The following is a 24,359-nucleotide window of genomic DNA, read 5'->3' on the forward strand; positions in this document are numbered from 1 at the left end:
CATATGTACATAAATGCTTATTAGGCACTATGATTCAGGCATGCCATTTAAGAGACATTTATTGATATTGACAGGCTTTGTTTTAATCACACAAAGCTTTGGTTCATTTGCAAAAGATTTTTTACCCGCCCCGGTTGAATCAGCCATTAAAAAAAGCGGGATTCCCAAAGAAGCCATTTCAATTTCCGTCGATAAAATCACCAGTCAACAGGGACATGCCACCTTCAACTCTCATGATGTGATTCATTGGCAAGAGAGTTTAGGCATGAATCCAGCTTCTACAATGAAGCTTGTCACAAGCTTAGCCGCGATGGAAATGCTGGGTCCTCAATACAGGTGGAAAACGGATCTGTTTACCAATGGTCAAATCTCAAAAGGAACTCTGCGCGGAGACTTACTCATCAGAGGTAGTGGTGACCCTAAGCTCATTCCAGAAGAGGTGAATAAGCTTTTAGCCAACCTCAAGGCAAGCGGGGTAAAAAATATCCATGGAGACTTGATTTTTGACAGAAGTGCGTACGACAAATCAGTCAAAGAGTCATCATTCTCTGATGGCGATCCAACTCGTGCCTATAACGTTGCTCCAGATGCTCTTTTGTTTGCCTTTAATAGTTTTAGTTTTCAGTTTTTTCCAAATATTGAGAATCGCTTGGTTGTTATCAAACAAACTCCGCGCATGGCCAACCTATCTATTGACAATAACTTGGTGGTGGTCGATGGCCCCTGCACCAATTGGCGAGACGACATCACAATGTCCTTGAAGGCTGAGAAAAACTCAGGATGGGTTGCGAGCTTTCATGGCAAATATCCCAGTGCTTGCTCTACCGCCAATTGGAATATTGTCGCCTCTGACAACGATCAATTTTTATCACAGAGCTTAATTGCTGCGTGGGAAGACCTTGGTGGCACATGGGGCAAGAAGCCAGGCATTAAAAATGGTCAACTGACCGAATCTTTTAGGCCAATCGTGACACACTTTGGTATACCCTTGTATGAATCAGTCAAAGACATCAATAAGCTATCAAACAATGTGATGGCCAGACAAGTTTTACTCACACTTGCCTTAGAAAAGAATGGCGCACCTGGCAATACTGATAATGGCAATATGGTTGTTAAATCATGGCTCAAGAAATATCAATTAGATATGCCTGAGCTTGTCATTGAGAATGGTTCAGGGCTTTCAAGAATCGAAAGAATCAGTTCCAAACATCTTAATCAAGTGTTACTACTTGGCTTGAATTCTTCTACTCGAGATTACTTCACTGAATCACTCCCTATTGCTGGAGTGGATGGAACCATGAAACATCGCTTGATGGATAAACTTCGTCAATACATTCCCAAAAAAGCCGAGGTACAAGCATTTGAAAAGAATGTGTCTCAGTTCCCCAAACCCATCAAAAAATATGGTGCTTATATTAAAACGGGGTCTTTGGTAGATGTCAGAAGTATTTCAGGTTATGTTGTGAGCAAATCAGGTCAGGTGTATGCGATTTCATCTTTCATCAATCATCGTAATGCTGGCTCTGGGCGAGGCATACATGATGCATTAATGACTTGGCTTCTTGATGATGGCCCGCAGCAACTACACGCCAGAGCCCACTGAGGCACGCCCCAACCTATCTCTGATAGCGTCCCACTCAACACCGTCGGGTAACTGTTCAAAGAAGATGCAATCCATGTTCAGTGCATCTAACTGCCTGAGCATTGCATAAAGCTCCCTGGCCAATGCTTTTGATTCAAGAGGCAACAGCACCTCTTTTGCCACATTCTTTAAACCAAAGTTTTTATCAGCCAAATCTTTTGGAAAATGGACCCAGGCAACTTTCTTGTTATCAGAGTTATTCACTTTAGAAAATAATGACTCAGCGTCTTTGGCATCGTATAAAACCAATTTTGTCTTTGGCGCATAGTGCGCACTCAAACTTCCAGAGACCCTTGGAGCCGATCCAATATTTACTGAGGCACCATCAGTCACGTCACTTCTACCAAGCGCTTGTTCAATCATTGCCTGAGTGATCGCTCCTGGCCGCAAAACCACAGCACCATGACTATCAAGGCGAGTCAGATCAACAATGGTTGATTCAATACCAACATCGCAGGGACCGCCATCAAGCACCAATACTTCATCACCTGGAAATTCTTCACGCACGTGCTCTGCTGTGGTTGGAGAAATTCTGCCAAAACGATTGGCAGAAGGTGCTGCCAAACCACCACCGAATGCCTTTAATAATTGTTGTGCGATAGGATGTTGCGGACACCGAATTCCAACCGTCTCTTGCCCACCTGTGACTTCCGATAAAACATGTTTGGCTTTTGGAAGAATCATGGTCAAAGGACCTGGCCAGAATGCATGGGCCAAGATCAAAGCTTCTGGAGAAACATCCCTTGACCATTGACTGAGAATTTCGCGCCACGCAATTGCACTGGCTTGCCGGTCATTAGCAACACTCACTTCAGCTTGAGCGATATGCACAATCAAAGGGTGACCAGAGGGGCGGCCTTTACTAGAAAATATTTTATTGATTGCTGAAACGTTATTCGCATCAGCTGCCAGTCCATATACTGTTTCGGTGGGCATTCCCACCAAACCACCAGCCTTAAGAACGTCTACGGCCCTTTGGATTGAATCAGACATGATCAGCGCGCAATTTTTAGGACTTGTATAGCCTCTTGGCAAACTGACTCAACAGCTGATGAAGTTTTGCCCACAAAATTAACGTGCCCCATCTTGCGCCCAACGCGAGGCTCAGCTTTGCCATAAAGATGCAGCTTTGCAGAAGGCGCTTTCAGAATTTTTTCCCATGAAGGCTCTGCTTGTTTTCCAGAGACCAACCACTCATCACCCAAGATATTGAGCATGATGCTTGGACCAATCAACTCAGTACTACCTAAAGGCAAACGTGCCATCGCTCTGACTTGTTGCTCAAATTGACTGGTTAAGCATGCATTTTGTGTGTAGTGCCCAGAATTATGTGGGCGTGGAGCAATCTCGTTAGCAACGACTTCGCCATTTTTTAGAACAAAGAACTCAACACACAACACACCCACGTAATCTAAACGACGAATAATTTCTTTAGCGGCGTCGATGATTTTCGCTTCTTGAGCAGGATTGATTGATGGTGCTGGCACAGTTGTTGTGTGCAAAATGCCATTTTTATGAATATTTTGTGCGATTGGATATGCAACGACTTCATCATCATGACCTCGCACCACCAATGCTGATACTTCAAAAGCCAAATCCATGCGTTTTTCTAAAACACACACCACTTCGCCAAAACTATTCCAGGCTTTCACAAGCTCATCACGATCATGAACCGTCACTTGACCTTTACCGTCATAACCCATACGAGCGGTTTTTAAAATGCCTGGAAATAAATCAGCAGAAACTGCTTCAGCGTCACTTTGCTTTTCAATCACCTGATAAGGTGCTGGACCAATACCAGCTTCTTTTTGCCACGTTGCTAAAAACTTCTTTTCTGCAACACGGTCTTGTGCAATAGATACCCCAGCACTTCTTGGGGCAACAAATACACCCAAAGACTCTAGCTCATCAAGTGCCTTAGCTGGCACATTTTCAAATTCAGTACTAGCTGCCTGGCAGATAGCTGCCATCTCTTTTAACGCAGCGCTATCGGTATAACTTGCTTGAATATGTTTGTCCGCAACGATTCCGGCAGGACTGTGTTCATCAGGATCTAAGACACAGACTTTGTATCCCATGGCTTGAGCAGCATGAGTGAACATGCGACCCAATTGACCACCACCAAGAATCCCTAAAAAAGATCCCGGCAAAATTGGGTTTTGACGATCAGCCATAGATCAAGAATGCCCTGGTAAGTTCATGGCACGTGCTTTTTCAGTTTGAGCACCACGGAATGCCTCTAACTTTTTAGCCAAGGCAGGATCATTAACTGCAAGATTAGCAATCACATGCAAAGCAGCATTGGCTGCACCCGCATCACCGATCGCAAACGTTGCCACAGGAATGCCTTTAGGCATTTGCACAATAGATAACAGTGAATCTTCGCCACTTAGATGCTTTGAGGCCACAGGCACACCAAAGATCGGTACGATTGTTTTTGCTGCCAACATCCCTGGCAAATGGGCAGCACCGCCAGCACCAGCAATGATTGCTTTGATACCACGCTCTGCTGCAGTTTCAGCATAAGCAAACATATCATCAGGCATGCGATGTGCAGAAATCACCTTGGCTTCAAAGGCAACGCCAAACTCAGTGAGAGTTTGAGCTGCATTTTGCATGGTGTCCCAATCAGAATTTGAACCCATCAAGATTCCAACAATTGGTTTACTCATCTTTTTTCCTTTTTGCTTTTATCGAGCAATTAAGCAGTCAGTGTTGCTAATGCTTCACGGTATTTAGCCGCTGTTTTTTCAATCACATCATCAGGTAACTTTGGTGCAGGCGCAGATTTATTCCATGGCCGGCCATCCAGTCTCACAGACTCAAGCCAGTCACGCACAAACTGCTTATCAAATGAGGGTGGATTAGAGCCCACTTGGTATGAAGCAGCTGGCCAAAAACGAGAGGAGTCAGCCGTTAAAACTTCATCCATCAAGACCAAAGCATTATTTTCATCCAAGCCAAATTCAAATTTTGTATCTGCAATGATGATGCCCTTGCTTGCGGCATAAATCGATGCCTCTTTGTACAAACGAATGCTGACTTCTTTGATTTTTGCAGCCAATTCTTGGCCAATGCGTTTTTCAACTTCTGCATAAGAAATATTTTCATCATGCTCACCAACATCCGCTTTTGCGGCTGGCGTAAAAATAGGCTCTGGCAATTGTTGTGCGTTTTTAAGACCGGCTGGTAATTTGATGCCGCAAATGGCCCCAGTGTCTTGATAATCTTTCCAGCCACTTCCCGACAAATAGCCACGCACCACCGCTTCGACCATGATTGGCTTCAAACGCTTCGTCACAATCGCGCGACCCTTGACTTGATTCACCTCATCGGCAGTGACAACTGAACATGGATCGATACCCGTCAAATGATTAGGAATCACGTGGCTTAATTTTCCAAACCAAAAATTCGCCATCTCATTGAGAACAATTCCCTTGCCAGGAATAGGCTCGCCCATGACCACATCAAATGCTGATAAACGATCAGTGGTCACCATCAACAACTGATCATCACCAATTGCGTAGATATCTCTTACCTTGCCTTTTGAGATTAATGGCAATGATTTGATCGAAGATTCGTAAAGAGCTTGCATGAATACCTTATTTAACTAATTGAGCCAATTGACCGCTTTTGTAACGCTCAGCCATTTGTTCCAAAGGAATTGATTTGATCTTGCCAGCCTGGCCTTCGCAACCAAACGCCAAATAGCGCGCTTTACAAATTTCTTTGGCAGCTTCACGTGCTGGCTTCAAATAATCGCGTGGATCAAACTTGCCTGGGTTCTCAAACAAATATTTACGAATCGCGGCAGTCATTGCCAAACGAATATCCGTGTCGATATTGATTTTTCTAACGCCGTGCTTGATGCCTTGCTGAATTTCTTCAACAGGTACGCCGTAAGTTTCTTTCATATCGCCACCAAACTCACGAATGATTGCGAGTAACTCTTGCGGCACACTGGAAGAACCATGCATCACGAGGTGCGTGTTTGGAATGCGTTGATTGATTTCCTTGATGCGATCAATCGCCAAAATATCACCCGTTGGTTTTTTGGTGAATTTATAAGCGCCATGGCTGGTACCAATCGCAATCGCCAAGGCATCACATTGTGTTTGCTTCACAAAATCAGCGGCTTGCTCAACATCGGTCAATAACTGTTCGCGAGTCATGGCACCTTCAGCGCCGTGACCATCTTCTTTATCGCCCATCATGGTTTCTAAAGAACCTAGAACGCCCAACTCAGCTTCCACAGTCACGCCAATTGAATGCGCAAACTTCACAACTTCTTGAGATACGCCAACGTTATATTCATATGAAGCAACTGACTTACCGTCAGCCATCAAGGAACCATCCATCATCACTGATGTAAAGCCTGAGCGAATCGCCGCCATACAAACTGCTGGACTTTGACCGTGGTCTTGGTGCATCACCACCGGAATGTGCGGGTATGCTTCAACAGCCGCATCAATCAAATGACGCAAAAATGCTTCGCCAGCATATTTACGTGCGCCGGCAGAAGCTTGCATGATGACTGGTGCATTGACTTCATCGGCAGCAGCCATGATGGCTTGCACCTGTTCAAGATTGTTGACATTGAATGCTGGTAATCCATAAGCATTCTCAGCTGCGTGGTCCAATAATTGGCGCAAAGATACAAGAGCCATTGCTATTTCCTTAAATTAAAATTTATTTAACATTCACAATTTTGAGCGTGTTCGTTCCACCAACTTGCCCCATTGGCTCACCCACAGTCAAAACAATTGCATCACCAGAGGTGACAACACCTAATTTTTTAATTCTTGCTTCTGCTTGCTCTAAAGCAGTATCCCTGTCATTGCTGGTATCCAAATGCAAAGGGTGCACGTTCCTGTAAAGCGCCATTGCTCTCTGGCTGGTCAATTTGGTGGTCATGGCAAAAATAGGCACCTGAATCTTGTGTCGACTCATCCATAAAGCCGTAGAACCAGAGTCAGTTAATGCAGCAATCGCTTTCACACCCAAATGGTAGGCCGTGAACAAAGCTCCAAAAGCAATTGACTGATCAATGCGCGTGAATTTTTGGTCAAAGAAGTCAGCATCCAAATGATGAACTTCAGTCTTCTCTGCCTCCAAACAAATAGCGGCCATCTGCAAAACAGTTTCAATCGGGTACTGACCTGATGCAGTTTCAGCCGATAACATCACAGCATCTGTACCATCCAAAACAGCATTGGCCACATCGCTGACCTCGGCTCTGGTTGGCACTGGATTTTGAATCATTGATTCCATCATTTGAGTGGCAGTGATCACCACCTTGTTTGCCTCGCGAGCCAAACGAATCATTCGTTTTTGAAGTGCTGGAACTGTGGCATTACCAACTTCAACTGCCAAGTCACCGCGAGCGACCATGATGCCGTCACTGACCTCAAGAATTTCTTCCAATACGCCCGGCATGACAGCTTCAGCACGTTCAATCTTTGCGATCAGTTTTGTTTTGTGTCCAAACTCTTTGCTAGCGACATCGGCGAGACCACGGGCAATTTTCATGTCTTCAGCATTTTTAGGAAAACTGATCGCAATGTAATCGGCGCCCAAGGCAACTGCTGTTTTTAAATCTTCTTTGTCTTTATCGGTCAATGCTGGCGCAGTCAAACCGCCACCTGCACGATTGATGCCTTTGTTATTTGAAAGCTCACCACCTAATTCAACAATGGTGTGGATGCATGAACCTTCAACACCTTCGACTCGAATCACCAACAAACCATCGTTGAGCAATAACTTATCGCCAACCCTCACATCATTGGGCAAGTTCTTGTAATCAAGACCAACTTTGGTTTCATCGCCCAAAGTGCAATTGGCATCCAAAGTGAACTTTTCGCCAGCCTTCAAAATAATTTTGTTATTTTCAAATTTGCCAACTCTGATTTTTGGGCCTTGCAAGTCTGCCATGATGGCAACTTCACGACCAGCCGCTTTAGAAACCTCTCGAACAAGCTGAGCTCTGGCCTGGTGATCTGCGGCAGTACCGTGTGAGAAATTTAAACGGACAACATCAACGCCTGCTTCCATTAATTTTTTCAGAACTTCAGCGCTGCTTGATGCTGGACCTAAGGTCGCAACAATTTTTGTTGCACGCATTATTTATCCGCTCTTTCTGACAAGATAGCAAAGGCTGGCAATGTTTTACCTTCCAAGAATTCCAAGAAAGCACCACCGCCAGTAGAAATATAGTCGACCTGCTTTTCAATACCGTACTTAGCAATCGCTGCCAAGGTATCACCACCACCAGCGATGGAGAATGCTGGAGAGTGCGCAATCGCAGCGGCCAACATTTTGGTACCACCACCAAACTGATCAATCTCAAAAACACCGATTGGGCCATTCCAAACAATGGTTCCGGCATGCGCAATGATGCTAGTTAACTCAGCCGATGTTTTTGGACCCACGTCCAAAATCATGTCATCTGGTCGAACATCGGTGGATGCGACTCTGTTGGCACGCGCCAATGGTGATAACTCATTCGCCACCACCACATCAACAGGAATAGGCACACTCGCACCACGCTTGGCCATCAAATCGATGATGGCTTTTGCTTCGTTGATCAAATCTGGTTCAGCCAAAGATCTGCCAATTGGCAAGCCCGCTGCCAACATGAAGGTGTTGGCAATGCCGCCACCCACGATCAGTTGATCCACTTTTTCTGCCAATGATTTAAGAATCGTTAATTTTGTTGAAACTTTTGATCCTGCAACAATCGCCACCAATGGACGCTTTGGATCTGTCAATGCTTTACCCAAGGCATCTAGTTCAGCGGCCATCAAAGGGCCCGCACACGCAACAGGTGCAAATTTAGCCATGCCATGAGTGGTCGCTTCGGCACGATGAGCTGTACCGAATGCATCATTCACATAAACATCGCACAAGCTGGCCATTTTTTTAGCCAACTCGTCATTGTTTTTCTTTTCGCCTTTGTTCAGACGGCAATTCTCCAAAAGGACCAAATCACCTGGCTGTATTTCAAAACCACCCTCTACCCAGTGACTGATCAATGGAACTTTGCGCTCCATCAATTCTGCAATTCTGTCTGCAACTGGTGCCAAAGTATCTTCAGGCCTGAATTCACCTTCAGTAGGACGACCTAAATGAGATGTCACCATCACAGCTGCACCTGAATCCAAAGCCAATTTAATGGCAGGAATAGATGCTCTGATACGAGTGTCTTCAGTGATATTGCCTGCCTCATCCTGGGGAACGTTCAAATCAGCCCTGATGAACACCCGTTTACCTTTTAGCTGGCCATTAGCGGCCAAGGTGGAAAGGCGATTGAATTGAAGTTTTGATGTGCCTGGCATAGCGAATTTTCGACAAAAGACAAGAAAGTAAGATTTTACCTTTTTACGGTCAATCCTGAGTCTTTTTTAAGCCAAAACAAGCCGAATGGCCGTGAAGGCCAACATCCCCAAGATAATCGTCAAAAGCATGCTTTTTGTGAGCCAAAATGCAATGATTGAGCATATTCCGCCCCAAAAGTAAGCTGAATTGATCTCCAACTCATTAGGGCCTTCGGTAAAAAACATCTCAGGAGCAATGATTGCTACCAAAGCAGCTGCAGGTGCATACCTGAGGGCATTTTGAAGTGTTTCAGACAACTCTATGCGCTCACCCATCAAAAGAAAAAAGCCCCTGGTGATGAATGTGATCACGGTCAAACCCAATATCACCGCCCAAATTTCAAACGAGCTCAAGTGGCACCCCCTTCTCTTTTGATGAAGCGGTCACACATGATTCCAACAAAAATAGCCACAACAACTGCCAAAACAATGCTGAGCTTGTAGGGTAAATCATTGGCCAATAGAGCCACCAATAAAGCAGATAAAGCTGCCAAACGCGCAGATAGTTGATCGAGCATTGGCAACAAAATAGCTATCAGGGCCAAGGTTCCGGCAAAGCCCAAACCCCAAGAGTCTGGGACTGCTCCAGCAACAAAAATACCCGTCAAAGATCCGATTTGCCAGATCGACCAATTGGTCAAAGACATGCCCAAGAAAAACGGCAAGTGAGATGGGTCTTTTTGGTATTTTGGGAATCTAGACATGAACAACGCAAAATTCAAATCGCCGTTCAAGTAGCCCAACACCGATCTTTTCCAAAAACTTCTATTTTTGAAATAGGGCTGAATGCCAGCACTGAAAACGACGAATCTCAAGTTCACAATGATGGCAGTGACAAAAATAGTCCAAAGAGGAAAATCGCCCGCAATCAGGGGTAAAGCTGCTAATTGGGCAGAGGCGGCGTAAACCAAGAAAGACATACCAATGGCTTGGGCGGTGCTCAAGCTTGATTCAGCCATGGCCATGCCGGTCACGAGTGCCCAAGTGAAGATCGCAAAACCAGCTTTTGACATGGTTTTACTGCCTTCAAGTAGGTGTTTTTTATTGTTTGAGAACCAGATCACTATGAATTGAGTCGTCTAAGAGGATCTTTGATTATAGGGAGCACAGATGTCTTCGTCATAGCCATCTCCCGATGGCTGTTTTACAATGGCGCCTCAACCCATTTTTCTCAGAATTTAGGAAACAAACCATGTCAATGGCAAATCGTGATGGCTTTATTTGGATGGACGGCAAGATGGTCCCTTGGAGAGACGCAAACATCCACGTGTTAACTCACACCCTTCACTATGGCATGGGCGTCTTTGAAGGCATCAGAGCCTACAAAACTGAAGCTGGTCCAGCGATCTTCCGTTTGAAAGAGCACACACGTCGCTTATTCAATTCAGCAAAAATCTTCCAGATGAAGATGAACTACACCGAAGAGCAAATGGCCCAAGCAATTATTGAAGTTGTTAAAGAAAATAAATTGGCTTCTTGCTACATTCGTCCAATTGTTTGGATTGGCTCTGAAAAACTAGGTATTTCTGCAAGAAGTAATTCAATTCACGCCGCAGTTGCTGCTTGGGAATGGGGTGCTTATTTAGGTGAAGATGGTTTGAACAAAGGTATTCGCGTCAAGGTATCTTCATTCACCAGACATCACGTGAACGTTTCTTTGGTGAGAGCCAAAGCTTCTGGTTATTACATCAACTCAATCCTTGCTAACCAAGAAGTGACCGCACAAGGTTACGACGAAGCCCTTCTTTTAGACACGGACGGTTATGTTTCTGAAGGCTCAGGCGAGAACGTGTTCATCGTTAGAGATGGCGTTATCTACACGCCTGATTTGGCTTCATGTTTAGACGGCATTACTCGTGATGCGATTTTTACAATTGCTAAAGATCTTGGTATTGAAATTAAAGAAAAGCGCATCACGCGCGATGAAATGTACTGCTGCGATGAAGCCTTCTTCACTGGTACAGCTGCTGAAGTAACGCCGATTCGTGAGCTTGATGACCGCATCATCGGCGATGGCAAACGTGGCCCGATCACCACGAAAGTTCAGCAAATATTCTTTGATGCAGTGGCCGGTAAGAGCGACAAATATCGTCACTGGTTAACGGTGGTTTAAGAAAACCGAGGTCATCATGAGTCAGCAAAGTGTTATCAAAGTCGATGGTAATAAAGATTTACCCCTTCATTGCCCCAACAATAACTCTCCTGCCTGGAGCTTGCACCCTCGCGTCTTTCTAGATGTACTGACCACTGGCCATGCCAAGTGCCCTTACTGTGGCACTGAGTATGAGCTCCTGCCTGGCACAAAGCCACACGGTCACTAAGATGGTAAAGATACTCATCATTGCACCCAATTGGATTGGCGATGCAGTGATGACTGAGCCTCTGATATCTCAACTTAAAAAAAACAACTCTAACAGTCAGATCGATGTTTTAGCGACCCCATGGGTGGCTAGCATCATGAAAGCAATACCAGCGGTTGATCAAATCATCACCGCTGATTTTCAGCATGGCGCATTGCAATGGAAAGAGCGCAAAGCTCTGGCCAAACAATTGGCCCAAAGCGCTTATACCCACGCCTATGTTTTACCCAACAGTTTTAAATCAGCGCTGATCCCTTGGCTGGCTAAGATTCCTCTGAGAATTGGCTATCAAGGTGAAATGCGTTGGGGCCTCATCAATCAAGCGCATAGAAATCCATCCCGCTCACATCGCCCACCGATGTCGAGTCATTACTTTGCGCTGTCAGGTCAGACATCATCAGAAGTTCCCCAGCCGCACCTATCATTGCCAGAAGCAATGATTGACCAGAGCCAGCAAATGCTTCAAAACATTCAGGCGCATCAAGAGCTCTATGTGCTCTGTCCTGGTGCCGAGTATGGTCCTGCCAAGCAATGGCCGATCGAACATTTTGGCCAATTAGCCAAAAATATCATCGAAACAAAAGAAAACGCATTGGTGGTGATATTGGGCAGCAAGAAAGAGTTTTCTATTGGCAGTGATATTGCCTCAATGAGCACTCACCCAAACAAAGTGATCAATTGGTGCGGTCAAACCAGCCTTGAAGATGCGATGGCAGCCATCAGTAATGCCACGGCGGTTATCAGCAATGATTCTGGATTGATGCACATTGCCGCGGCATTTAGGCGCCCTCAAGTGGCTATTTTTGGATCCAGTGACCCAAGGCATACGCCACCACTATCAAAGCTTGCCGCAATTCATTGGTTGCACCTTGAATGCAGTCCCTGCTTTAAGAGAACTTGCCCTCTAGGTCATTTGAAATGTTTAGTGGACATAGAAGTAAAAGACGTCCTAAACTCCATCAATCAACTAACTCATTAAAAATACCATGCCAAGTCAAGCCAGATTATTTCAAATGCCAGAAGAAGTCATCGATGCATGGCGTGAATCATTGCATCGCAATGATTTGGATGGATCTATTGATCTATGGATGGATGAAGATTCAATCACCTGCATCTTGCCAGGCGGCAAACGCTTGAATGGGCATGCTGAGCTTCGTGAGGGATTGAAGAAAATACTTGAAGATCATTTCTTGTGGCTTGACCCGATCCAGGTGATTGGGCATACAGGCATTGGCATATCCTTCTTTGACTCAACCGAAGCCGTTCGTTTAGAAGCTGAGCAAATTGAACCAGAGTTTTTCTTGAACTTCACCTACATTTTGGTTCAAGGTCCTATGGGCTGGAGAATTGCCCATATTCACACAAGCCCAGCTCAAGAAGAACACATTCAGCTGCCAAGCACCATTCACGGCTTCCACTGATCAAATCATTTAAAAACTATTTTTGTTTTTGTTGAATAAGTTCTTGACGATATAAATCTTGAATTTGTCTGGCGCGCGCATCAATTTCTGAAGATTGATAAAAATCAGCATCTCCTGCGAGTTTGGCTAAACGCATCTGCTCAATTCCACCAATCCATGCACCATCAGCAACATACTTTTCTGCCAGTGCCGCATGCGAAAGAGCTTTTTTGCCAGCCTGAGAATAAGCCCTTGCTAGCAAGTCCCACCATATTGAATTTTCTGGCTGTGCTCTTGTTTGAGTCTTTAGCCAATTAATGGCTTGCTCATACTGTCGGGTCTTTAGTTGACCCTCAATCGTCAAGATATTCAAAGATCTTGATTGAGGATACGTTGCTTTGATTTGAGCAATTTGCTTCAACCCTTCGGCATGCTGTCCTTTGGCAAATAAAATATCGATTGCTGTTGACTCTAAAGAAAGGCTGGAGCGCTGTACAGGAGATCCTTGTGCGGAAACCGTTTGCATCAATACCTTACTTTTCTGTAAATATGATTCTGCTTCAGTTATTTTTTGTTGCTTTAAGCTTAACAATGCCAGGCCATAGTTACCTTCCAACTGTTTGATTGGATCGCCTTTTCTAGCAAGGCTTTCATAAAGTTGTTTTAGCTCTGGATAATTACTTGAGCTGATCGTTTGTATTAATCTCGCCCTGGACTTTAGCAAGTAAAACTCTACCGATGAATTGACTTTCGGTTTACTCAAGCCACGGACTCGGTCTTGCATATCAGCAATACGATCGGTTGTTAGTGGGTGAGATCGCACATAACCAGGCACCCCACTTTCCATGATGCTGTTGGCTCTTTGCATTCTATGGAAAAAGTCTGGCATGCCTTGAACATCAAAACCACCCGCCTGAAGAATCTGAAAACCTACTCGGTCAGCCTCTCGCTCAGCATCTCTAGAGTAAGCCAACTGATTTTGTATCGCTAACGCTTGACCGCCCATGGCAAGGCCTTGAGCTGCATTTGGATTACGACTGGCAGCAACCACGGCCAAAATGATCGACGCTAAGGCAATCATTGAATTGGTGCCCTGCTGACCAAACATGCGCGCAATGTGTTTTTGAGTGACGTGACCGATTTCATGACCCAGCACTGAAGCCAATTCAGACTCTGTTTCTGCAGAAACAATCAAACCAGTGTGCACACCAATATATCCGCCTGGCAAAGCAAAAGCATTGATACTTTTATCTCGCACTCCAAAAAGTTCAAAATTAATTAAAAAGCTTCCCTCTCCCTCTAAACCAGCAATCCCTTGTTTTTTAGCAGTAGCAATTAAATGCTGGCCGATTGTGTTGAGGTAATCATAAAAAACTGGGTCTTTTGAATAATCTGGGTCTCTGCGAATATCGCGCATGATGCGCGCACCCAGCAGTTTTTCATCAGTGGGAGATAGGGCTGCACTCGATGAATCTCCTAAATCAGGTAAAACCAATTGAGGTTGTTGAGTTTTCTTGCCAGGAGCAGCAAACTCAGAGCCAGCCCTAGAAGACTGCATGGTGCGATCAATATTTTCCTGCGCCACTCGATTGTTATCGACTTGGGCCAATAAGCAGCTTGGATAGAAAATGAAAGCGAGCGAGCCCGCTATTATTTTCTGCGCAACTTTATTCTTTTTACGATTCATATCCCTAATTATGGTACAAATACCGCATGAACAAACTGACTCATTTTGATGAAACTGGCCAAGCCCACATGGTAGATGTGGGCCAAAAGGCGCATACGCACCGAATTGCAACCGCTACTGGCAGTATACAAATGCAAAAAGCCACTTTCGACATGGTGATGTCTGGAAGTCACAAAAAAGGTGATGTGATTGGTATCGCCAGAATTGCGGCTATTCAAGCCACCAAAAAGAGTCCTGATTTAATTCCTCTGTGCCATCCTATCGCATTGACCAGGGTCGCTGTTGAATTCATCCCCGATGAATCGAATTCAACCATTCACTGCACCGTGACCACAGAGAACATTGGCCAGACCGGCGTTGAAATTGAAGCCTTAACGGGCGTGCAAATTGGCTTGCTCACCATTTACGACATGTGCAAAGCCGTAGACCGTGGCATGGTGATTAAAGAAGTGAAGCTGCTTGAAAAGAGTGGTGGCAAATCAGGCACTTGGGTCGCGGATTAGTAGGCGCTAACTAAGCAAGACAAAGAAACAGCCGAAAAATACCTTTGTACCAATTCTGTCCCAATGAGGATAGAAAATAGCTTCAATCATACACAGAGGTGGTAAGTAATAAGCTTATGCGGAAGGGTTCATTCCTATTAAAAGAAAAAGCCACTCGAAAGTGGCTTCTTACATCCTCAAATTTTAGAATATTAGAACTTATAACCTAAACCAACAGAGTAAATGGTTCCATCATTATCGCTAATACCTGCCACTTTTTTATATTCAGTTACAGATGCACGACCAAACATACTCTTACTAAACTCAAAGTCATAACCTAAACCATACAATGCACCGCTTCCACTCTGTTTTGAGGAAGTTCCTACTGAAACACTACCGGCAGTAAGTCGAACATCAGTCTCCGCTTCAGAACGATGTCCACCCAATTTGATAAAGAACCCTCTAGCCGCATCATTAAATGAAAGTGGTCTTAATAAAACGCTGTAATCAAATCCTGAGAAACTAACATCAGCAGATGCTGCATAGGATACTGATCCACCGGAGACACCATTTACTCTGTAAGCAATGTCATTTGATTGGAAGTAACCTAATTCCAAGTCAACCATCGGATTTACTTTATACCCGGCAAAAATACGAGCAACCCCAACGCTTGTATTTTGAGTTGCAGTAGCTGAACCACCAACTTGATTTACAAATGAATTTGCCATGTATGCAGTTTCGTTATCAACCTTACTAGATCCTAATTCTCCGCCAACATACCACTTTGATTCCTGAGCCATTGCATTTGTTGACATAAGAACCGCTAATCCTAATAATATTTTCTTCATAACTTCTCCTTTAATAAATAACTAACAAAAAATTAAAAATATTTCTTAATTTATTCAACTTGTTGCGCTGTTAAAAACATTGCTTTCTCAAGCGCCACAAAAAAATCTTGATATGGTTTTGGGTCCGTTACTGGAGTTATATTGAATTGAGCATTTGCTCGAACAATTACTCTCTTATCACTATGCGGTCGAATTGATACGGTCATTCTTAATGCATATCCATCAAGTTTCGTGGCAGAAATACTACCCAGCTCCGTGTCCGCTTTGTCAACAACAAAACTTAAGTCTTGAAGTGTTGCGATAACTGTTCGCATGGTTTTTTGTCTATCTGTCGTTTCAAATGCTCTTGATTGCATTGATCGCAATTGCACAGCAGATTTATTAGTTGATGAGTCAAGGACCCGTGCCTGCATAGTTTCGCAACCAGACAGCACAAAAACAGATGAGACAACTACAAATACTATTGATACTTTTCTGATGATTAATTTCATATATTTTGCGCCTCTAGGAATACAGACTTACTTAACTTATCAAAGAAACCTTTGTATGTTTCTATGTCATTAATAGCTTCAATTTTTGATACTTGCTTATTTTGATTCCAAACTACTCTCTGGAAAGTTACTCTCAAAATGTAGCCATTTCCATTCTCTGCAGGTTTAGTAATTAGCGAAGCTCTTATTAATTGTTCTGAATCAATGGACATTGCACTTGCTCCAAATAGGAGGCCTAACATTATTTGACCTGCAATTTGCCCTGAATCTCTTGCATCTCTCTTTTTTGAGCCAACTAAAACACCAATACCAGGAGCAGATTCGTCTAAATTAAATCCTAAGTCTTGCAATACCGCTGCTGCTGCTGAGAGAAGTTCTTTTTCATTTTTTGTATCAAATTTACGTGCTTGAAGCTGTCTATTTGCCAATGTATCTGGGTTAAATTTGAGAGCTTCTGGAGGAATAGTTGTGGCACATCCTGAAATTAAAAGTATTCCCGCTAATGCACCACAAATTAGTTTTTTATTTAGCATGACTACCTCAGAACTTTGATTGGTGATAGGCAAAATCTCTAACTTTTGCTTTTTCATCAAACTTGATAATGATTGTCAAAGTTTTTTGAGTTGTTGATGCGGCAGCTTTACCATCAGCAGGTAACCAGAAGAACCGCATCCCGCTTGAAGCAGAAATCATTGCTTCTGTAGAGACTTTGTCATAAACCCAAGTTTCTCTTCTTTTATCGTCTGTAGTAACCATATTTGGAGATCCAAGGGCAACCACAACATCTGAAGAACTCATTCCAACCTTAATCTCTCTCTGAACTTTACCGACCGAGATGTTGTCACCTTGACCCTTTGCCTCTTGCATATCCTTTTGTTGGTCAACCAAAGATGTTGGAAAACACCCCTGGAGTGCCAATAGAAAGGCAACTGCACCAAGATATCCAATGTATTTAAAGCTCATAAATTACCTTTCGAAGGTCTAAACAACCCGTGACATTTATCATTTTTATAAATAATAGCATATTTGTAGGATATAACCCGTCGGGATATAGCCTGTCGTCTTTCAGCCCTCAAACTGACAAAGTGTTAGTCATGAAAGTCAAACTAGACGACCTTAAAGAAATCCTCAGCTCAAACATCAAGAAATATAGAAAACTTAAAGGATTAAGTCAGGAAAAGCTTGGACTTATCTCAGGTATTGATAGAAGCTATATGAGCGAAATTGAAAGATGTATTGCTAACCCTTCAATTGAAGCAATACTCAGAATTAGTAATGCTCTTGAGGTAACTCCTGAAGATTTACTTAAAGGCATAAAGAAACGTTGATTCTTCATAGAATCTTAAAAGTAAAAAAGGCGAAGATTCTTCGCCTTTTCTTTTATTGTGACACCGTTAGTTTGTCACTTTAAGTTTTTTACAACTTTGATGCCTTACTTGCAATCACTTGGCTGAAGTTTTGCGGGCAAGGTTGTTGCTGGTGACTTGCATGACCAAATACCTGCCCATGGCTGTTCACCCTTAACACTTAAATCCAAAGCTGTGACAGCATCGCTACTGGCATTGTTGACCGGCACAATACTCAAGGTGTTGGTGCCTTCAGGAGCAACACTAGATTGGTATGTGATCAAAATAGCGCCAGATTTTTCAATCTTGATGTCTTTAATACTGTTCGTTGTTGTGCTCTTGAACGTTGACTCTGTTGCCTCAGCCATGTCTGCAGCACCCTTACTCGAGTAAACCTCGGTCACGGCCAATTTAGCGCCCGCTGCCAAACTCAAGCCTTCAGTCACACGCGTTTTAGCAATGTAGTCTTGATACTTCGGCACTGCGATGGCGGCCAAAATACCAATGATGGCAATCACCACCATCAACTCAATCAAAGTGAAACCATTTTTTTTATTTGTTGAAGCGTCTTGCTTTGATGTCATAAGGTTTTTATTTTTCATTCATTCAATCCTTTGTTAATGGGAGACCATCATCTCAGATGATGCCCATCAACAAGGACTATATCGTTGTCAGAAAGCTCTGATTTTGAGTTGAGTCAAAGAACAAGCAATTAAGCTTGTTTTGTCTTCTTCTTTTGCCTCTTCATCACTTCGCCATAAAGCATCACGCCGACAGCGGCAGCAATGCCTGCAATCGTTGCATAGTTCTCAATGCCCGCACCAAAGTGTTTAATGAGTCCAGGATCAGAGAAAATCATTCCGCCTGCAATCCAACCCAATAAGCCGGCACCCAAAGTCACGATCCATGGGAAACGATCGATGAGATAAAGGACGATTTGACTTCCGCCCACGATCAATGGAATTGAAACCAACAAACCAAACACAATGTATCCAAATTGGTGATGAGCTGCATCGACTTGACCAGCAGCACCCGCAATCGCAATCACGTTATCAACGCTCATGGCAATGTCAGCCACGATAATGGTTTTAACAGCAGCCCATAATTTATCGGATGCTTCAAGCTCATGGCCCTCATCATCTTCTGATTGCACCATTAACTTGTAACCAATCCACAATAACAAAATACCGCCTGTGAACTTCAAGAATGGAATTTGTAACAACGTCACTGCAAATGCCACCAAGGCAATACGCAAAATAATCGCCCCCGCAGTGCCCCACATGATGCCTCTGCGTCGCTGATTAGGATGCAAATTACGACAAGCCAACGCGATCACAACCGCATTATCACCACCCAATAAAATATCGATCATGATGATTTGAGCAATCACTGCCCAATCAATCGTCGCTAGAAATTCCATGTCAACCTCATATTTTTATTATTTAAACAAAAAACGGGAGCTAGGCTCCCGTTAATTTTGACCCATTAAAGGGATATTACAACAATGCCTTAAGCAATTTGCCCATTTCTGATGGATTGCGTGTCACTGTGAAGCCACACTCTTCCATGATGGCCAACTTAGCATCAGCTGTGTCGGCACCACCAGAAATCAACGCACCAGCATGGCCCATGCGCTTACCTGCAGGAGCAGTAACACCAGCAATGAAACCTACCACTGGTTTTTTCATATTAGCTTTGCACCAACGAGCTGCTTCAGCTTCATCAGGACCGCCAATTTCACCAATCATGATCACTGCATCAGTGTCTGGATCGTCATTGAACGCTCTCATCACATCAATGTGCTTAAGACCGTTGATTGGGTCACCACCGATACCAACTGCTGAAGATTGGCCAAGACCAATTTCTGTTAACTGAGCAACAGCTTCATAAGTCAAAGTACCTGAGCGACTCACAACACCAATACGACCTTTGCGGTGAATGTGGCCTGGCATGATGCCAATCTTGATTTCTTCAGGAGTGATCAAGCCTGGGCAGTTTGGTCCCAACAACAAAGTCTTTTTGCCGCCTTTAGCTTCCTTAGCAGCCATTCTGTTGCGAACTTCTAACATGTCACGAACTGGAATACCTTCTGTGATACAGATCGCCAAATCTAGGTCTGCTTCAACAGCTTCCCAGATAGCAGCCGCAGCACCCGCTGGTGGCACATAAATCACTGAAACAGTTGCACCTGTTTCTGCAGCAGCTTCTTTCACTGATCCATAAATAGGAATGTTGAAAATTTTCTCGCCAGCTTTTTTAGGGTTCACGCCAGCAACAAAACATTCTTTGCCGTTTGCGTACTCTTGACACTTTTCAGTGTGGAACTGACCTGTTTTACCAGTGATACCTTGAGTAATGACTCGTGTGTTTTTATTAATAAGAATAGACATTTAAATTCCTTTCGTGGCCGGTGGCTTATTTAACCGCTGCAACAGCTTTAGTTGCTGCCTCAGCCATCGTGTCTGCACTGATGATTGGTAGACCTGACTCAGCTAACATCTTCTTGCCAAGGTCCTCGTTCGTGCCCTTCATACGAACCACCAAAGGTACGTTCAAGTTCACCGCTTTACAAGCTTTGATGACGCCATCGGCAATCACATCACACTTCATGATGCCGCCGAAAATATTCACCAAAATAGCTTTCACATCTTTGTTCTTCAACATGATCTTGAATGCTTCTGTTACTTTTTCAGCAGTTGCGCCACCACCAACGTCCAAGAAGTTTGCTGGCTCACCACCAAACAACTTAATTGTGTCCATGGTTGCCATCGCCAAACCTGCACCGTTCACCAAGCAACCAATGTTGCCGTCCAATGAAATGTAGGCTAAATCAAATTTAGACGCTTCTACTTCAGCAGGATCTTCTTCATCCAAGTCGCGATAAGCAACGATTTCTGGATGACGGTACAAAGCGTTTGAATCAAAGTTGAACTTAGCGTCCAAAGCTTTGATCTTGCCGTTGCCTTCAAGAATCAATGGATTGATTTCAACCAATGATGCATCTGTGTCCATATACACTTTGTACAAGTTTTGCAAAGCTTCCTTTGCCATGGCTTGTGATGCCTCAGGCACGCCAATACCTTGCGCCAATTTAGTTGCATCAGCATCTGTTAAACCAATCAATGGGTTCACAAACGCTTTGATGATTTTCTCTGGAGTTTTTTCTGCCACTTCTTCGATATCCATGCCGCCTTCGCTAGACGCCATCACCACCACTGATTGTGTGCCACGATCAGTCAAGATACCTACGTAATATTCTTTTTTGATGTCCGCACCGTCTTCAACCAACAAACGGCGAACTTTTTGACCTTCTGGGCCTGTTTGATGAGTTTTTAACTGCATACCCAAAATTTGAGTTGCATAAGTCTTCACTTCATCAAGGCTCTTGGCAACCTTAACGCCACCACCCTTACCGCGTCCACCTGCGTGAATTTGGGCTTTCACAACCCAAACTGGGCCACCCAGTTTTTTAGCTGCTTCAACTGCCTCATCAACGCTTAAAGCAGAAATGCCATTTGGCACTGGAACATTGAACTGACGCAAGATTTCCTTGCCTTGGTACTCGTGGATCTTCATTAAGGCTCCCTATTGAATAGTCCGAAATATTAGTATTTTTAGCTTACTTAACTCTGTCGATTTACTACTTTTGCTAAGTAATCTCACTATTATCGCTTTTTCGGGGACTAAGGCTCTTTTTTTGACATTTCAACAGGTGTTAATGGGGCTCCAAACCATGCCCGGTGATACATTTTGACTGTTTCACCATCGGTTCTTAAGGCATGACATCGGTTGAGCTGAAATGGCATGCTCCCAGACTCATGGTCTACGATTTTGAAAACTTCTCCACCAAATGCCTGAATAGCCACGGTGGGTAATACAGAACAAAGCTCTGTCAGGTGAGAGCACCCAGAGATACCACTCAAGCGCTCTTTCACAGCACCACGAAAACCCTTCGCCAAATTGAGTCCAATGAGTTTTTTATAGTCAGGTTCAATGGCTTTGCAGTGATCATCGTATGGAGCTGCATGCATATTGGCATGAGCATCAACAACATTGAATTTTGTATCAATGGTGACGGTTAAAACCATTTGATGAATGGCCTCACCCTTGGGTTTAACCCCTGAAGCCAATTGAAAGTCTTTATCTTTGACATCCAACAGGGTGGCTTCAATATCCCATAGACCATCATCTCGACGAAAGGCTTGGGTCTTGATGTCTCGGGTGTGTATCAGGGTGCGACTGGATGTGGAAGGTGAGCTCATTCACAAAGTCTACACCAGCTCAAATTATTGAGATTCTTCCTCAATCGGCGAAAATCGCCCATCAATGATCTTTGTCACCACGCTCAAGGGAAAACCTTTGGAGACCAAGTAACGCATTTGCTTGGATTTTTCTTTAGGATCTTTGGTGACCATGGAATCAAATTTTCTTTGCCACAGCTCCCAAGCTCTCATCGCATCAGACACTTTTAGTCGCTCTTTGATTTCCATTAAAGAGTCACCTTCAATGCCTTGTTGCTTTAACTCATCGACGATTTTCAAGCTGCCATATCGCCCAGATTTGCGACGCACCAAGCTCTCTGCAAAACGCTCGTCTGATAACCAAGACTGCGCCTCAAGCTTTGTCATGAGCTCATCCAACTCAGTATCAGATTCCGCATAAGGCAAGAGCTTCTTGCGAAGCTCTTGGCGACTATGCTCTCTTCTTGATAAATACCGAAGAGCTCGCCCCATCAAACTTGGGGCTTGCTGTTTAGGCATCCGCTTCTTCTTTAGGGCTGATCACACTGCCGGTGTTAACGCCTAATTTTTCACGAACCCTTGCTTCAATTTCTTTGGCAATCTCAGGATTCTCTTTCAAGAACTCGCGTGCATTATCTTTACCTTGTCCTACACGCTCACCGTTATAGCTGTACCAAGCGCCTGACTTTTCAACGATGTCGCACTCAACACCTAGATCAATGATTTCACCGTGTCTAGAAATACCTTCTCCGTACATGATGTCAAAAATAGCTTCACGGAATGGCGGAGACACTTTGTTTTTCACAACCTTCACACGTGTTTCATTACCAACAATGTCATCGCCCTTTTTAATGCTACCAATACGACGAATATCTAAACGCATAGAGGCATAAAACTTCAACGCATTACCACCTGTGGTGGTTTCAGGTGAACCAAACATCACACCAATCTTCATACGAATTTGGTTGATGAAGATCACCATTGAATTTGTGCGCTTGATTGTTCCTGTTAATTTACGCAAAGCTTGGCTCATCAAACGAGCTTGCAAACCAGGCAAAGAATCACCCATGTCGCCTTCAATTTCTGCGCGCGGCACCAAGGCGGCCACCGAGTCAATCACGATTAAATCAATCGAGCCTGAACGAACCAAGGCATCAGCGATTTCCAATGCTTGCTCACCAGTATCCGGCTGAGAGATTAATAAGTTATTAACATCCACGCCTAATTTAGCGGCGTACTGCACATCCAAAGCATGCTCAGCATCAATGAACGCACATGTACCGCCCAACTTTTGCATTTCTGCCACTGCGTGCAAAGTTAAAGTTGTTTTACCTGAAGATTCGGGGCCGTAAATCTCAATCACACGCCCCCTGGCCAAACCACCCACGCCCAAGGCAATATCTAAGCCTAAAGAGCCTGTTGATACAACTTGGATATCTTGGCCAATATCACTGTCACCAAGGCGCATGATGGAGCCCTTACCAAACTGTTTTTCAATCTGAGCAAGTGCTGCATTGAGGGCCTTTTGCTTATCAGAGCTCATTCCCTCAATATCAGCCGGGCCTGATCCAGATTTCTTTTTTTGGTCTTCCATGGTCGTCCTTATTTAAAATTAGGTGTATTTTGTCTACAAATGGTCAATTTACAGTAATTACTGTATATAAAAACAGTACTCTATGCAAGGATTTTTTTAATATCTGGCTAGAATATGCACTAGAAACTAGTTTATTGCTGCCTAATGTCAGACAATACCTAAAAACGAGCAAGATTTTGCTGATTGGGCTGTATGAGAATACTGATTGCAGAAGACGATAGCGTATTAGCCGATGGGTTAACCAGGTCCTTGAGACAGTCGGGTTATGCCGTAGACCATGTCAAAGATGGCCAATCTGCGGATCTCGCCCTGTCCGCCCAAGCATTTGACTTATTGATCCTAGATTTGGGTCTGCCCAAAATGACGGGTCCTGAGGTACTCAAGCGCCTTCGCTCCAGAAACTCCATGCTCCCCGTTCTGATATTGACCGCTGCTGACTCTACCGAAGAACGTGTCAAAGGTTTGGACGCGGGTGCCGATGATTACATGGCCAAGCCATTCGCTTTGTCGGAACTAGAAGCCCGTGTTCGAGCTTTAACGCGTCGTGGTACCGGTGGCGGACCAACTGTTGTGAAACACGGCCCACTGCAATTCGATCAAGTTGGTCGTGTGGCTTACATCGATGAAAAAATGCTTGAATTATCTGCACGTGAGCTAGGCCTTTTAGAAGTTCTATTAAAAAGAGTGGGCCGTCTCGTCTCCAAAGATCAATTGGTGGATCATTTGTGCGAGTGGGGCGAAGAAGTCAGTAATAACGCGATTGAAGTCTACGTGCACCGCCTTCGGAAAAAAATTGAAGTGGGTGGGATTCGAATTGCAACAATCCGCGGCCTTGGTTATTGCCTAGAAAAATTTCAAGCACCTCCAGAAGCTCCAAAAGTATCTGAAGCTTAAT

29 protein-coding genes are annotated in these 24,359 nt (G+C 44.1%); 8 read left to right on the forward strand and 21 right to left on the reverse strand.

The window, feature by feature from the left end; translation table 11 throughout:
* The first annotated feature begins 40 nt into the window (after positions 1–40).
* Positions 41–1,603, forward strand: coding sequence for a D-alanyl-D-alanine carboxypeptidase/D-alanyl-D-alanine endopeptidase (gene dacB / locus AOC33_RS00865; RefSeq protein WP_089514722.1), 1,563 nt, complete (start codon positions 41–43; stop codon positions 1,601–1,603).
* On the opposite strand, the gene AOC33_RS00870 is transcribed toward dacB, so the two are convergent.
* The 9 genes from AOC33_RS00870 to AOC33_RS00910 form a co-directional block, all read right to left on the reverse strand.
* Positions 1,583–2,635: an L-threonylcarbamoyladenylate synthase gene (locus AOC33_RS00870; protein ID WP_089514723.1), complete on the reverse strand. Its 1,053-nt coding sequence runs from the start codon at positions 2,633–2,635 to the stop codon at positions 1,583–1,585. The two genes, dacB and AOC33_RS00870, sit on opposite strands and share 21 nt — an antisense overlap.
* Before the next feature lie 2 nt (positions 2,636–2,637).
* Entirely contained in the window at positions 2,638–3,816 is a 1,179-nt protein-coding gene (locus AOC33_RS00875; RefSeq protein ID WP_089514724.1) for a 5-(carboxyamino)imidazole ribonucleotide synthase, read from the reverse strand.
* A gap of 3 nt (positions 3,817–3,819) precedes the next feature.
* Positions 3,820–4,314: a 5-(carboxyamino)imidazole ribonucleotide mutase gene (purE, locus tag AOC33_RS00880; RefSeq protein WP_089514725.1), complete on the reverse strand. Its 495-nt coding sequence runs from the start codon at positions 4,312–4,314 to the stop codon at positions 3,820–3,822.
* A gap of 29 nt (positions 4,315–4,343) precedes the next feature.
* Positions 4,344–5,237, reverse strand: a complete 894-nt coding sequence (locus tag AOC33_RS00885) for a phosphoribosylaminoimidazolesuccinocarboxamide synthase (RefSeq protein WP_089514726.1) — start codon at positions 5,235–5,237, stop codon at positions 4,344–4,346.
* A 7-nt stretch (positions 5,238–5,244) separates the two neighbouring features.
* Positions 5,245–6,309 (reverse strand): class II fructose-bisphosphate aldolase, encoded by a 1,065-nt coding sequence (gene fba, locus AOC33_RS00890; RefSeq protein ID WP_089514727.1) that lies wholly within the window; start codon positions 6,307–6,309, stop codon positions 5,245–5,247.
* 22 nt (positions 6,310–6,331) lie between these two features.
* Positions 6,332–7,765: a pyruvate kinase gene (gene pyk, locus AOC33_RS00895; protein ID WP_089514728.1), complete on the reverse strand. Its 1,434-nt coding sequence runs from the start codon at positions 7,763–7,765 to the stop codon at positions 6,332–6,334.
* Entirely contained in the window at positions 7,762–8,976 is a 1,215-nt protein-coding gene (locus tag AOC33_RS00900) for a phosphoglycerate kinase (RefSeq protein WP_089514729.1), read from the reverse strand. The genes pyk and AOC33_RS00900 overlap by 4 nt, the downstream gene beginning before the upstream one ends.
* Before the next feature lie 66 nt (positions 8,977–9,042).
* Positions 9,043–9,369, reverse strand: coding sequence for an AzlD domain-containing protein (locus AOC33_RS00905; RefSeq protein WP_089514730.1), 327 nt, complete (start codon positions 9,367–9,369; stop codon positions 9,043–9,045).
* Complete coding sequence (locus tag AOC33_RS00910; protein WP_089514731.1) at positions 9,366–10,028, reverse strand: AzlC family ABC transporter permease; 663 nt, start codon at positions 10,026–10,028, stop codon at positions 9,366–9,368. Before AOC33_RS00910 ends, AOC33_RS00905 begins: the two co-directional genes overlap by 4 nt.
* Positions 10,029–10,207: 179 nt before the next feature.
* On the opposite strand from AOC33_RS00910, the gene AOC33_RS00915 reads away from it, so the two are divergent.
* The 4 genes from AOC33_RS00915 to AOC33_RS00930 are packed head-to-tail and all read left to right on the forward strand — an operon-like array spanning position 10,208 to position 12,796.
* Positions 10,208–11,128, forward strand: a complete 921-nt coding sequence (locus AOC33_RS00915; RefSeq protein WP_089515548.1) for a branched-chain amino acid transaminase — start codon at positions 10,208–10,210, stop codon at positions 11,126–11,128.
* 16 nt (positions 11,129–11,144) lie between these two features.
* On the forward strand, positions 11,145–11,336 hold the full coding sequence (locus AOC33_RS00920) for a zinc-finger domain-containing protein (protein ID WP_089514732.1): 192 nt from the start codon (positions 11,145–11,147) through the stop codon (positions 11,334–11,336).
* A 1-nt stretch (position 11,337) separates the two neighbouring features.
* Complete coding sequence (gene waaF, locus AOC33_RS00925; protein WP_089514733.1) at positions 11,338–12,354, forward strand: lipopolysaccharide heptosyltransferase II; 1,017 nt, start codon at positions 11,338–11,340, stop codon at positions 12,352–12,354.
* A 7-nt stretch (positions 12,355–12,361) separates the two neighbouring features.
* Positions 12,362–12,796, forward strand: coding sequence for a YybH family protein (locus tag AOC33_RS00930; RefSeq protein ID WP_089514734.1), 435 nt, complete (start codon positions 12,362–12,364; stop codon positions 12,794–12,796).
* A 16-nt stretch (positions 12,797–12,812) separates the two neighbouring features.
* On the opposite strand, the gene AOC33_RS00935 is transcribed toward AOC33_RS00930, so the two are convergent.
* On the reverse strand, positions 12,813–14,462 hold the full coding sequence (locus tag AOC33_RS00935) for a beta-barrel assembly-enhancing protease (protein WP_089514735.1): 1,650 nt from the start codon (positions 14,460–14,462) through the stop codon (positions 12,813–12,815).
* Between the two features lie 26 nt (positions 14,463–14,488).
* Between AOC33_RS00935 and moaC the strand changes: the two genes are divergently transcribed.
* Positions 14,489–14,965 (forward strand): cyclic pyranopterin monophosphate synthase MoaC, encoded by a 477-nt coding sequence (gene moaC / locus AOC33_RS00940; protein ID WP_089514736.1) that lies wholly within the window; start codon positions 14,489–14,491, stop codon positions 14,963–14,965.
* Between the two features lie 191 nt (positions 14,966–15,156).
* On the opposite strand, the gene AOC33_RS00945 is transcribed toward moaC, so the two are convergent.
* From AOC33_RS00945 to AOC33_RS00960, 4 genes are read right to left on the reverse strand one after another with little or no spacing between them, the layout of a single operon-like run.
* Positions 15,157–15,792, reverse strand: coding sequence for an outer membrane beta-barrel protein (locus tag AOC33_RS00945; protein WP_089514737.1), 636 nt, complete (start codon positions 15,790–15,792; stop codon positions 15,157–15,159).
* A 50-nt stretch (positions 15,793–15,842) separates the two neighbouring features.
* Positions 15,843–16,283, reverse strand: coding sequence for a hypothetical protein (locus AOC33_RS00950; protein WP_089514738.1), 441 nt, complete (start codon positions 16,281–16,283; stop codon positions 15,843–15,845).
* The gene (locus tag AOC33_RS00955) at positions 16,280–16,873 is read right to left on the reverse strand and encodes a hypothetical protein (RefSeq protein ID WP_245835557.1); all 594 of its coding nucleotides are present in this window, start codon (positions 16,871–16,873) and stop codon (positions 16,280–16,282) included. The genes AOC33_RS00950 and AOC33_RS00955 overlap by 4 nt, the downstream gene beginning before the upstream one ends.
* Positions 16,824–17,246, reverse strand: a complete 423-nt coding sequence (locus tag AOC33_RS00960; RefSeq protein WP_089514740.1) for a hypothetical protein — start codon at positions 17,244–17,246, stop codon at positions 16,824–16,826. The genes AOC33_RS00955 and AOC33_RS00960 overlap by 50 nt, the downstream gene beginning before the upstream one ends.
* Before the next feature lie 131 nt (positions 17,247–17,377).
* On the opposite strand from AOC33_RS00960, the gene AOC33_RS00965 reads away from it, so the two are divergent.
* Entirely contained in the window at positions 17,378–17,611 is a 234-nt protein-coding gene (locus tag AOC33_RS00965) for a helix-turn-helix domain-containing protein (RefSeq protein ID WP_089514741.1), read from the forward strand.
* Between the two features lie 104 nt (positions 17,612–17,715).
* Here AOC33_RS00965 and AOC33_RS00970 read toward each other — a convergent pair whose 3' ends face one another.
* The 7 genes from AOC33_RS00970 to recA all read right to left on the reverse strand — a co-directional run bounded on the left by AOC33_RS00970 (position 17,716) and on the right by recA (position 23,464).
* On the reverse strand, positions 17,716–18,213 hold the full coding sequence (locus AOC33_RS00970) for a pilin (RefSeq protein ID WP_089515549.1): 498 nt from the start codon (positions 18,211–18,213) through the stop codon (positions 17,716–17,718).
* 128 nt (positions 18,214–18,341) lie between these two features.
* The gene (locus AOC33_RS00975; protein ID WP_089514742.1) at positions 18,342–19,049 is read right to left on the reverse strand and encodes a TerC family protein; all 708 of its coding nucleotides are present in this window, start codon (positions 19,047–19,049) and stop codon (positions 18,342–18,344) included.
* A 76-nt stretch (positions 19,050–19,125) separates the two neighbouring features.
* Complete coding sequence (sucD, locus tag AOC33_RS00980) at positions 19,126–20,019, reverse strand: succinate--CoA ligase subunit alpha (protein ID WP_089514743.1); 894 nt, start codon at positions 20,017–20,019, stop codon at positions 19,126–19,128.
* A gap of 25 nt (positions 20,020–20,044) precedes the next feature.
* Entirely contained in the window at positions 20,045–21,205 is a 1,161-nt protein-coding gene (gene sucC, locus AOC33_RS00985; protein ID WP_089514744.1) for an ADP-forming succinate--CoA ligase subunit beta, read from the reverse strand.
* A gap of 107 nt (positions 21,206–21,312) precedes the next feature.
* Complete coding sequence (locus AOC33_RS00990) at positions 21,313–21,891, reverse strand: DUF2889 domain-containing protein (RefSeq protein WP_089514745.1); 579 nt, start codon at positions 21,889–21,891, stop codon at positions 21,313–21,315.
* A 24-nt stretch (positions 21,892–21,915) separates the two neighbouring features.
* Positions 21,916–22,389 (reverse strand): recombination regulator RecX, encoded by a 474-nt coding sequence (gene recX / locus AOC33_RS00995; protein ID WP_089514746.1) that lies wholly within the window; start codon positions 22,387–22,389, stop codon positions 21,916–21,918.
* The gene (recA, locus tag AOC33_RS01000) at positions 22,382–23,464 is read right to left on the reverse strand and encodes a recombinase RecA (RefSeq protein WP_089514747.1); all 1,083 of its coding nucleotides are present in this window, start codon (positions 23,462–23,464) and stop codon (positions 22,382–22,384) included. The genes recX and recA overlap by 8 nt, the downstream gene beginning before the upstream one ends.
* Before the next feature lie 192 nt (positions 23,465–23,656).
* Between recA and AOC33_RS01005 the strand changes: the two genes are divergently transcribed.
* Positions 23,657–24,358 (forward strand): response regulator, encoded by a 702-nt coding sequence (locus AOC33_RS01005; RefSeq protein WP_089514748.1) that lies wholly within the window; start codon positions 23,657–23,659, stop codon positions 24,356–24,358.
* Position 24,359 lies beyond the last annotated feature (1 nt).

Source organism: Polynucleobacter cosmopolitanus (assembly GCF_002224225.1).
In the GTDB taxonomy this organism is placed as follows: Bacteria; Pseudomonadota; Gammaproteobacteria; order Burkholderiales; family Burkholderiaceae; genus Polynucleobacter; species Polynucleobacter cosmopolitanus.

Coding starts and splice junctions, on each gene's coding strand:
- AOC33_RS00950 (WP_089514738.1), bottom strand. CDS start 16,283: ATGAAATTAATCATCAGAAAAGTATCAATAGTATTTGTAGTTGTCTCA.
- AOC33_RS00970 (WP_089515549.1), bottom strand. CDS start 18,213: ATGACATCAAAGCAAGACGCTTCAACAAATAAAAAAAATGGTTTCACT.
- purE (WP_089514725.1), bottom strand. CDS start 4,314: ATGAGTAAACCAATTGTTGGAATCTTGATGGGTTCAAATTCTGATTGG.
- waaF (WP_089514733.1), top strand. CDS start 11,338: ATGGTAAAGATACTCATCATTGCACCCAATTGGATTGGCGATGCAGTG.
- sucD (WP_089514743.1), bottom strand. CDS start 20,019: ATGTCTATTCTTATTAATAAAAACACACGAGTCATTACTCAAGGTATC.
- AOC33_RS00870 (WP_089514723.1), bottom strand. CDS start 2,635: ATGTCTGATTCAATCCAAAGGGCCGTAGACGTTCTTAAGGCTGGTGGT.
- sucC (WP_089514744.1), bottom strand. CDS start 21,205: ATGAAGATCCACGAGTACCAAGGCAAGGAAATCTTGCGTCAGTTCAAT.
- AOC33_RS00990 (WP_089514745.1), bottom strand. CDS start 21,891: ATGAGCTCACCTTCCACATCCAGTCGCACCCTGATACACACCCGAGAC.
- AOC33_RS00920 (WP_089514732.1), top strand. CDS start 11,145: ATGAGTCAGCAAAGTGTTATCAAAGTCGATGGTAATAAAGATTTACCC.
- AOC33_RS00885 (WP_089514726.1), bottom strand. CDS start 5,237: ATGCAAGCTCTTTACGAATCTTCGATCAAATCATTGCCATTAATCTCA.
- moaC (WP_089514736.1), top strand. CDS start 14,489: ATGAACAAACTGACTCATTTTGATGAAACTGGCCAAGCCCACATGGTA.
- AOC33_RS00930 (WP_089514734.1), top strand. CDS start 12,362: ATGCCAAGTCAAGCCAGATTATTTCAAATGCCAGAAGAAGTCATCGAT.
- AOC33_RS00975 (WP_089514742.1), bottom strand. CDS start 19,049: ATGGAATTTCTAGCGACGATTGATTGGGCAGTGATTGCTCAAATCATC.
- AOC33_RS00910 (WP_089514731.1), bottom strand. CDS start 10,028: ATGTCAAAAGCTGGTTTTGCGATCTTCACTTGGGCACTCGTGACCGGC.
- recA (WP_089514747.1), bottom strand. CDS start 23,464: ATGGAAGACCAAAAAAAGAAATCTGGATCAGGCCCGGCTGATATTGAG.
- fba (WP_089514727.1), bottom strand. CDS start 6,309: ATGGCTCTTGTATCTTTGCGCCAATTATTGGACCACGCAGCTGAGAAT.
- AOC33_RS00915 (WP_089515548.1), top strand. CDS start 10,208: ATGTCAATGGCAAATCGTGATGGCTTTATTTGGATGGACGGCAAGATG.
- AOC33_RS00900 (WP_089514729.1), bottom strand. CDS start 8,976: ATGCCAGGCACATCAAAACTTCAATTCAATCGCCTTTCCACCTTGGCC.
- AOC33_RS00875 (WP_089514724.1), bottom strand. CDS start 3,816: ATGGCTGATCGTCAAAACCCAATTTTGCCGGGATCTTTTTTAGGGATT.
- AOC33_RS00945 (WP_089514737.1), bottom strand. CDS start 15,792: ATGAAGAAAATATTATTAGGATTAGCGGTTCTTATGTCAACAAATGCA.
- recX (WP_089514746.1), bottom strand. CDS start 22,389: ATGCCTAAACAGCAAGCCCCAAGTTTGATGGGGCGAGCTCTTCGGTAT.
- AOC33_RS01005 (WP_089514748.1), top strand. CDS start 23,657: ATGAGAATACTGATTGCAGAAGACGATAGCGTATTAGCCGATGGGTTA.
- AOC33_RS00955 (WP_245835557.1), bottom strand. CDS start 16,873: ATGAAAAAGCAAAAGTTAGAGATTTTGCCTATCACCAATCAAAGTTCT.
- AOC33_RS00960 (WP_089514740.1), bottom strand. CDS start 17,246: ATGAGCTTTAAATACATTGGATATCTTGGTGCAGTTGCCTTTCTATTG.
- AOC33_RS00935 (WP_089514735.1), bottom strand. CDS start 14,462: ATGAATCGTAAAAAGAATAAAGTTGCGCAGAAAATAATAGCGGGCTCG.
- dacB (WP_089514722.1), top strand. CDS start 41: ATGCCATTTAAGAGACATTTATTGATATTGACAGGCTTTGTTTTAATC.
- AOC33_RS00965 (WP_089514741.1), top strand. CDS start 17,378: ATGAAAGTCAAACTAGACGACCTTAAAGAAATCCTCAGCTCAAACATC.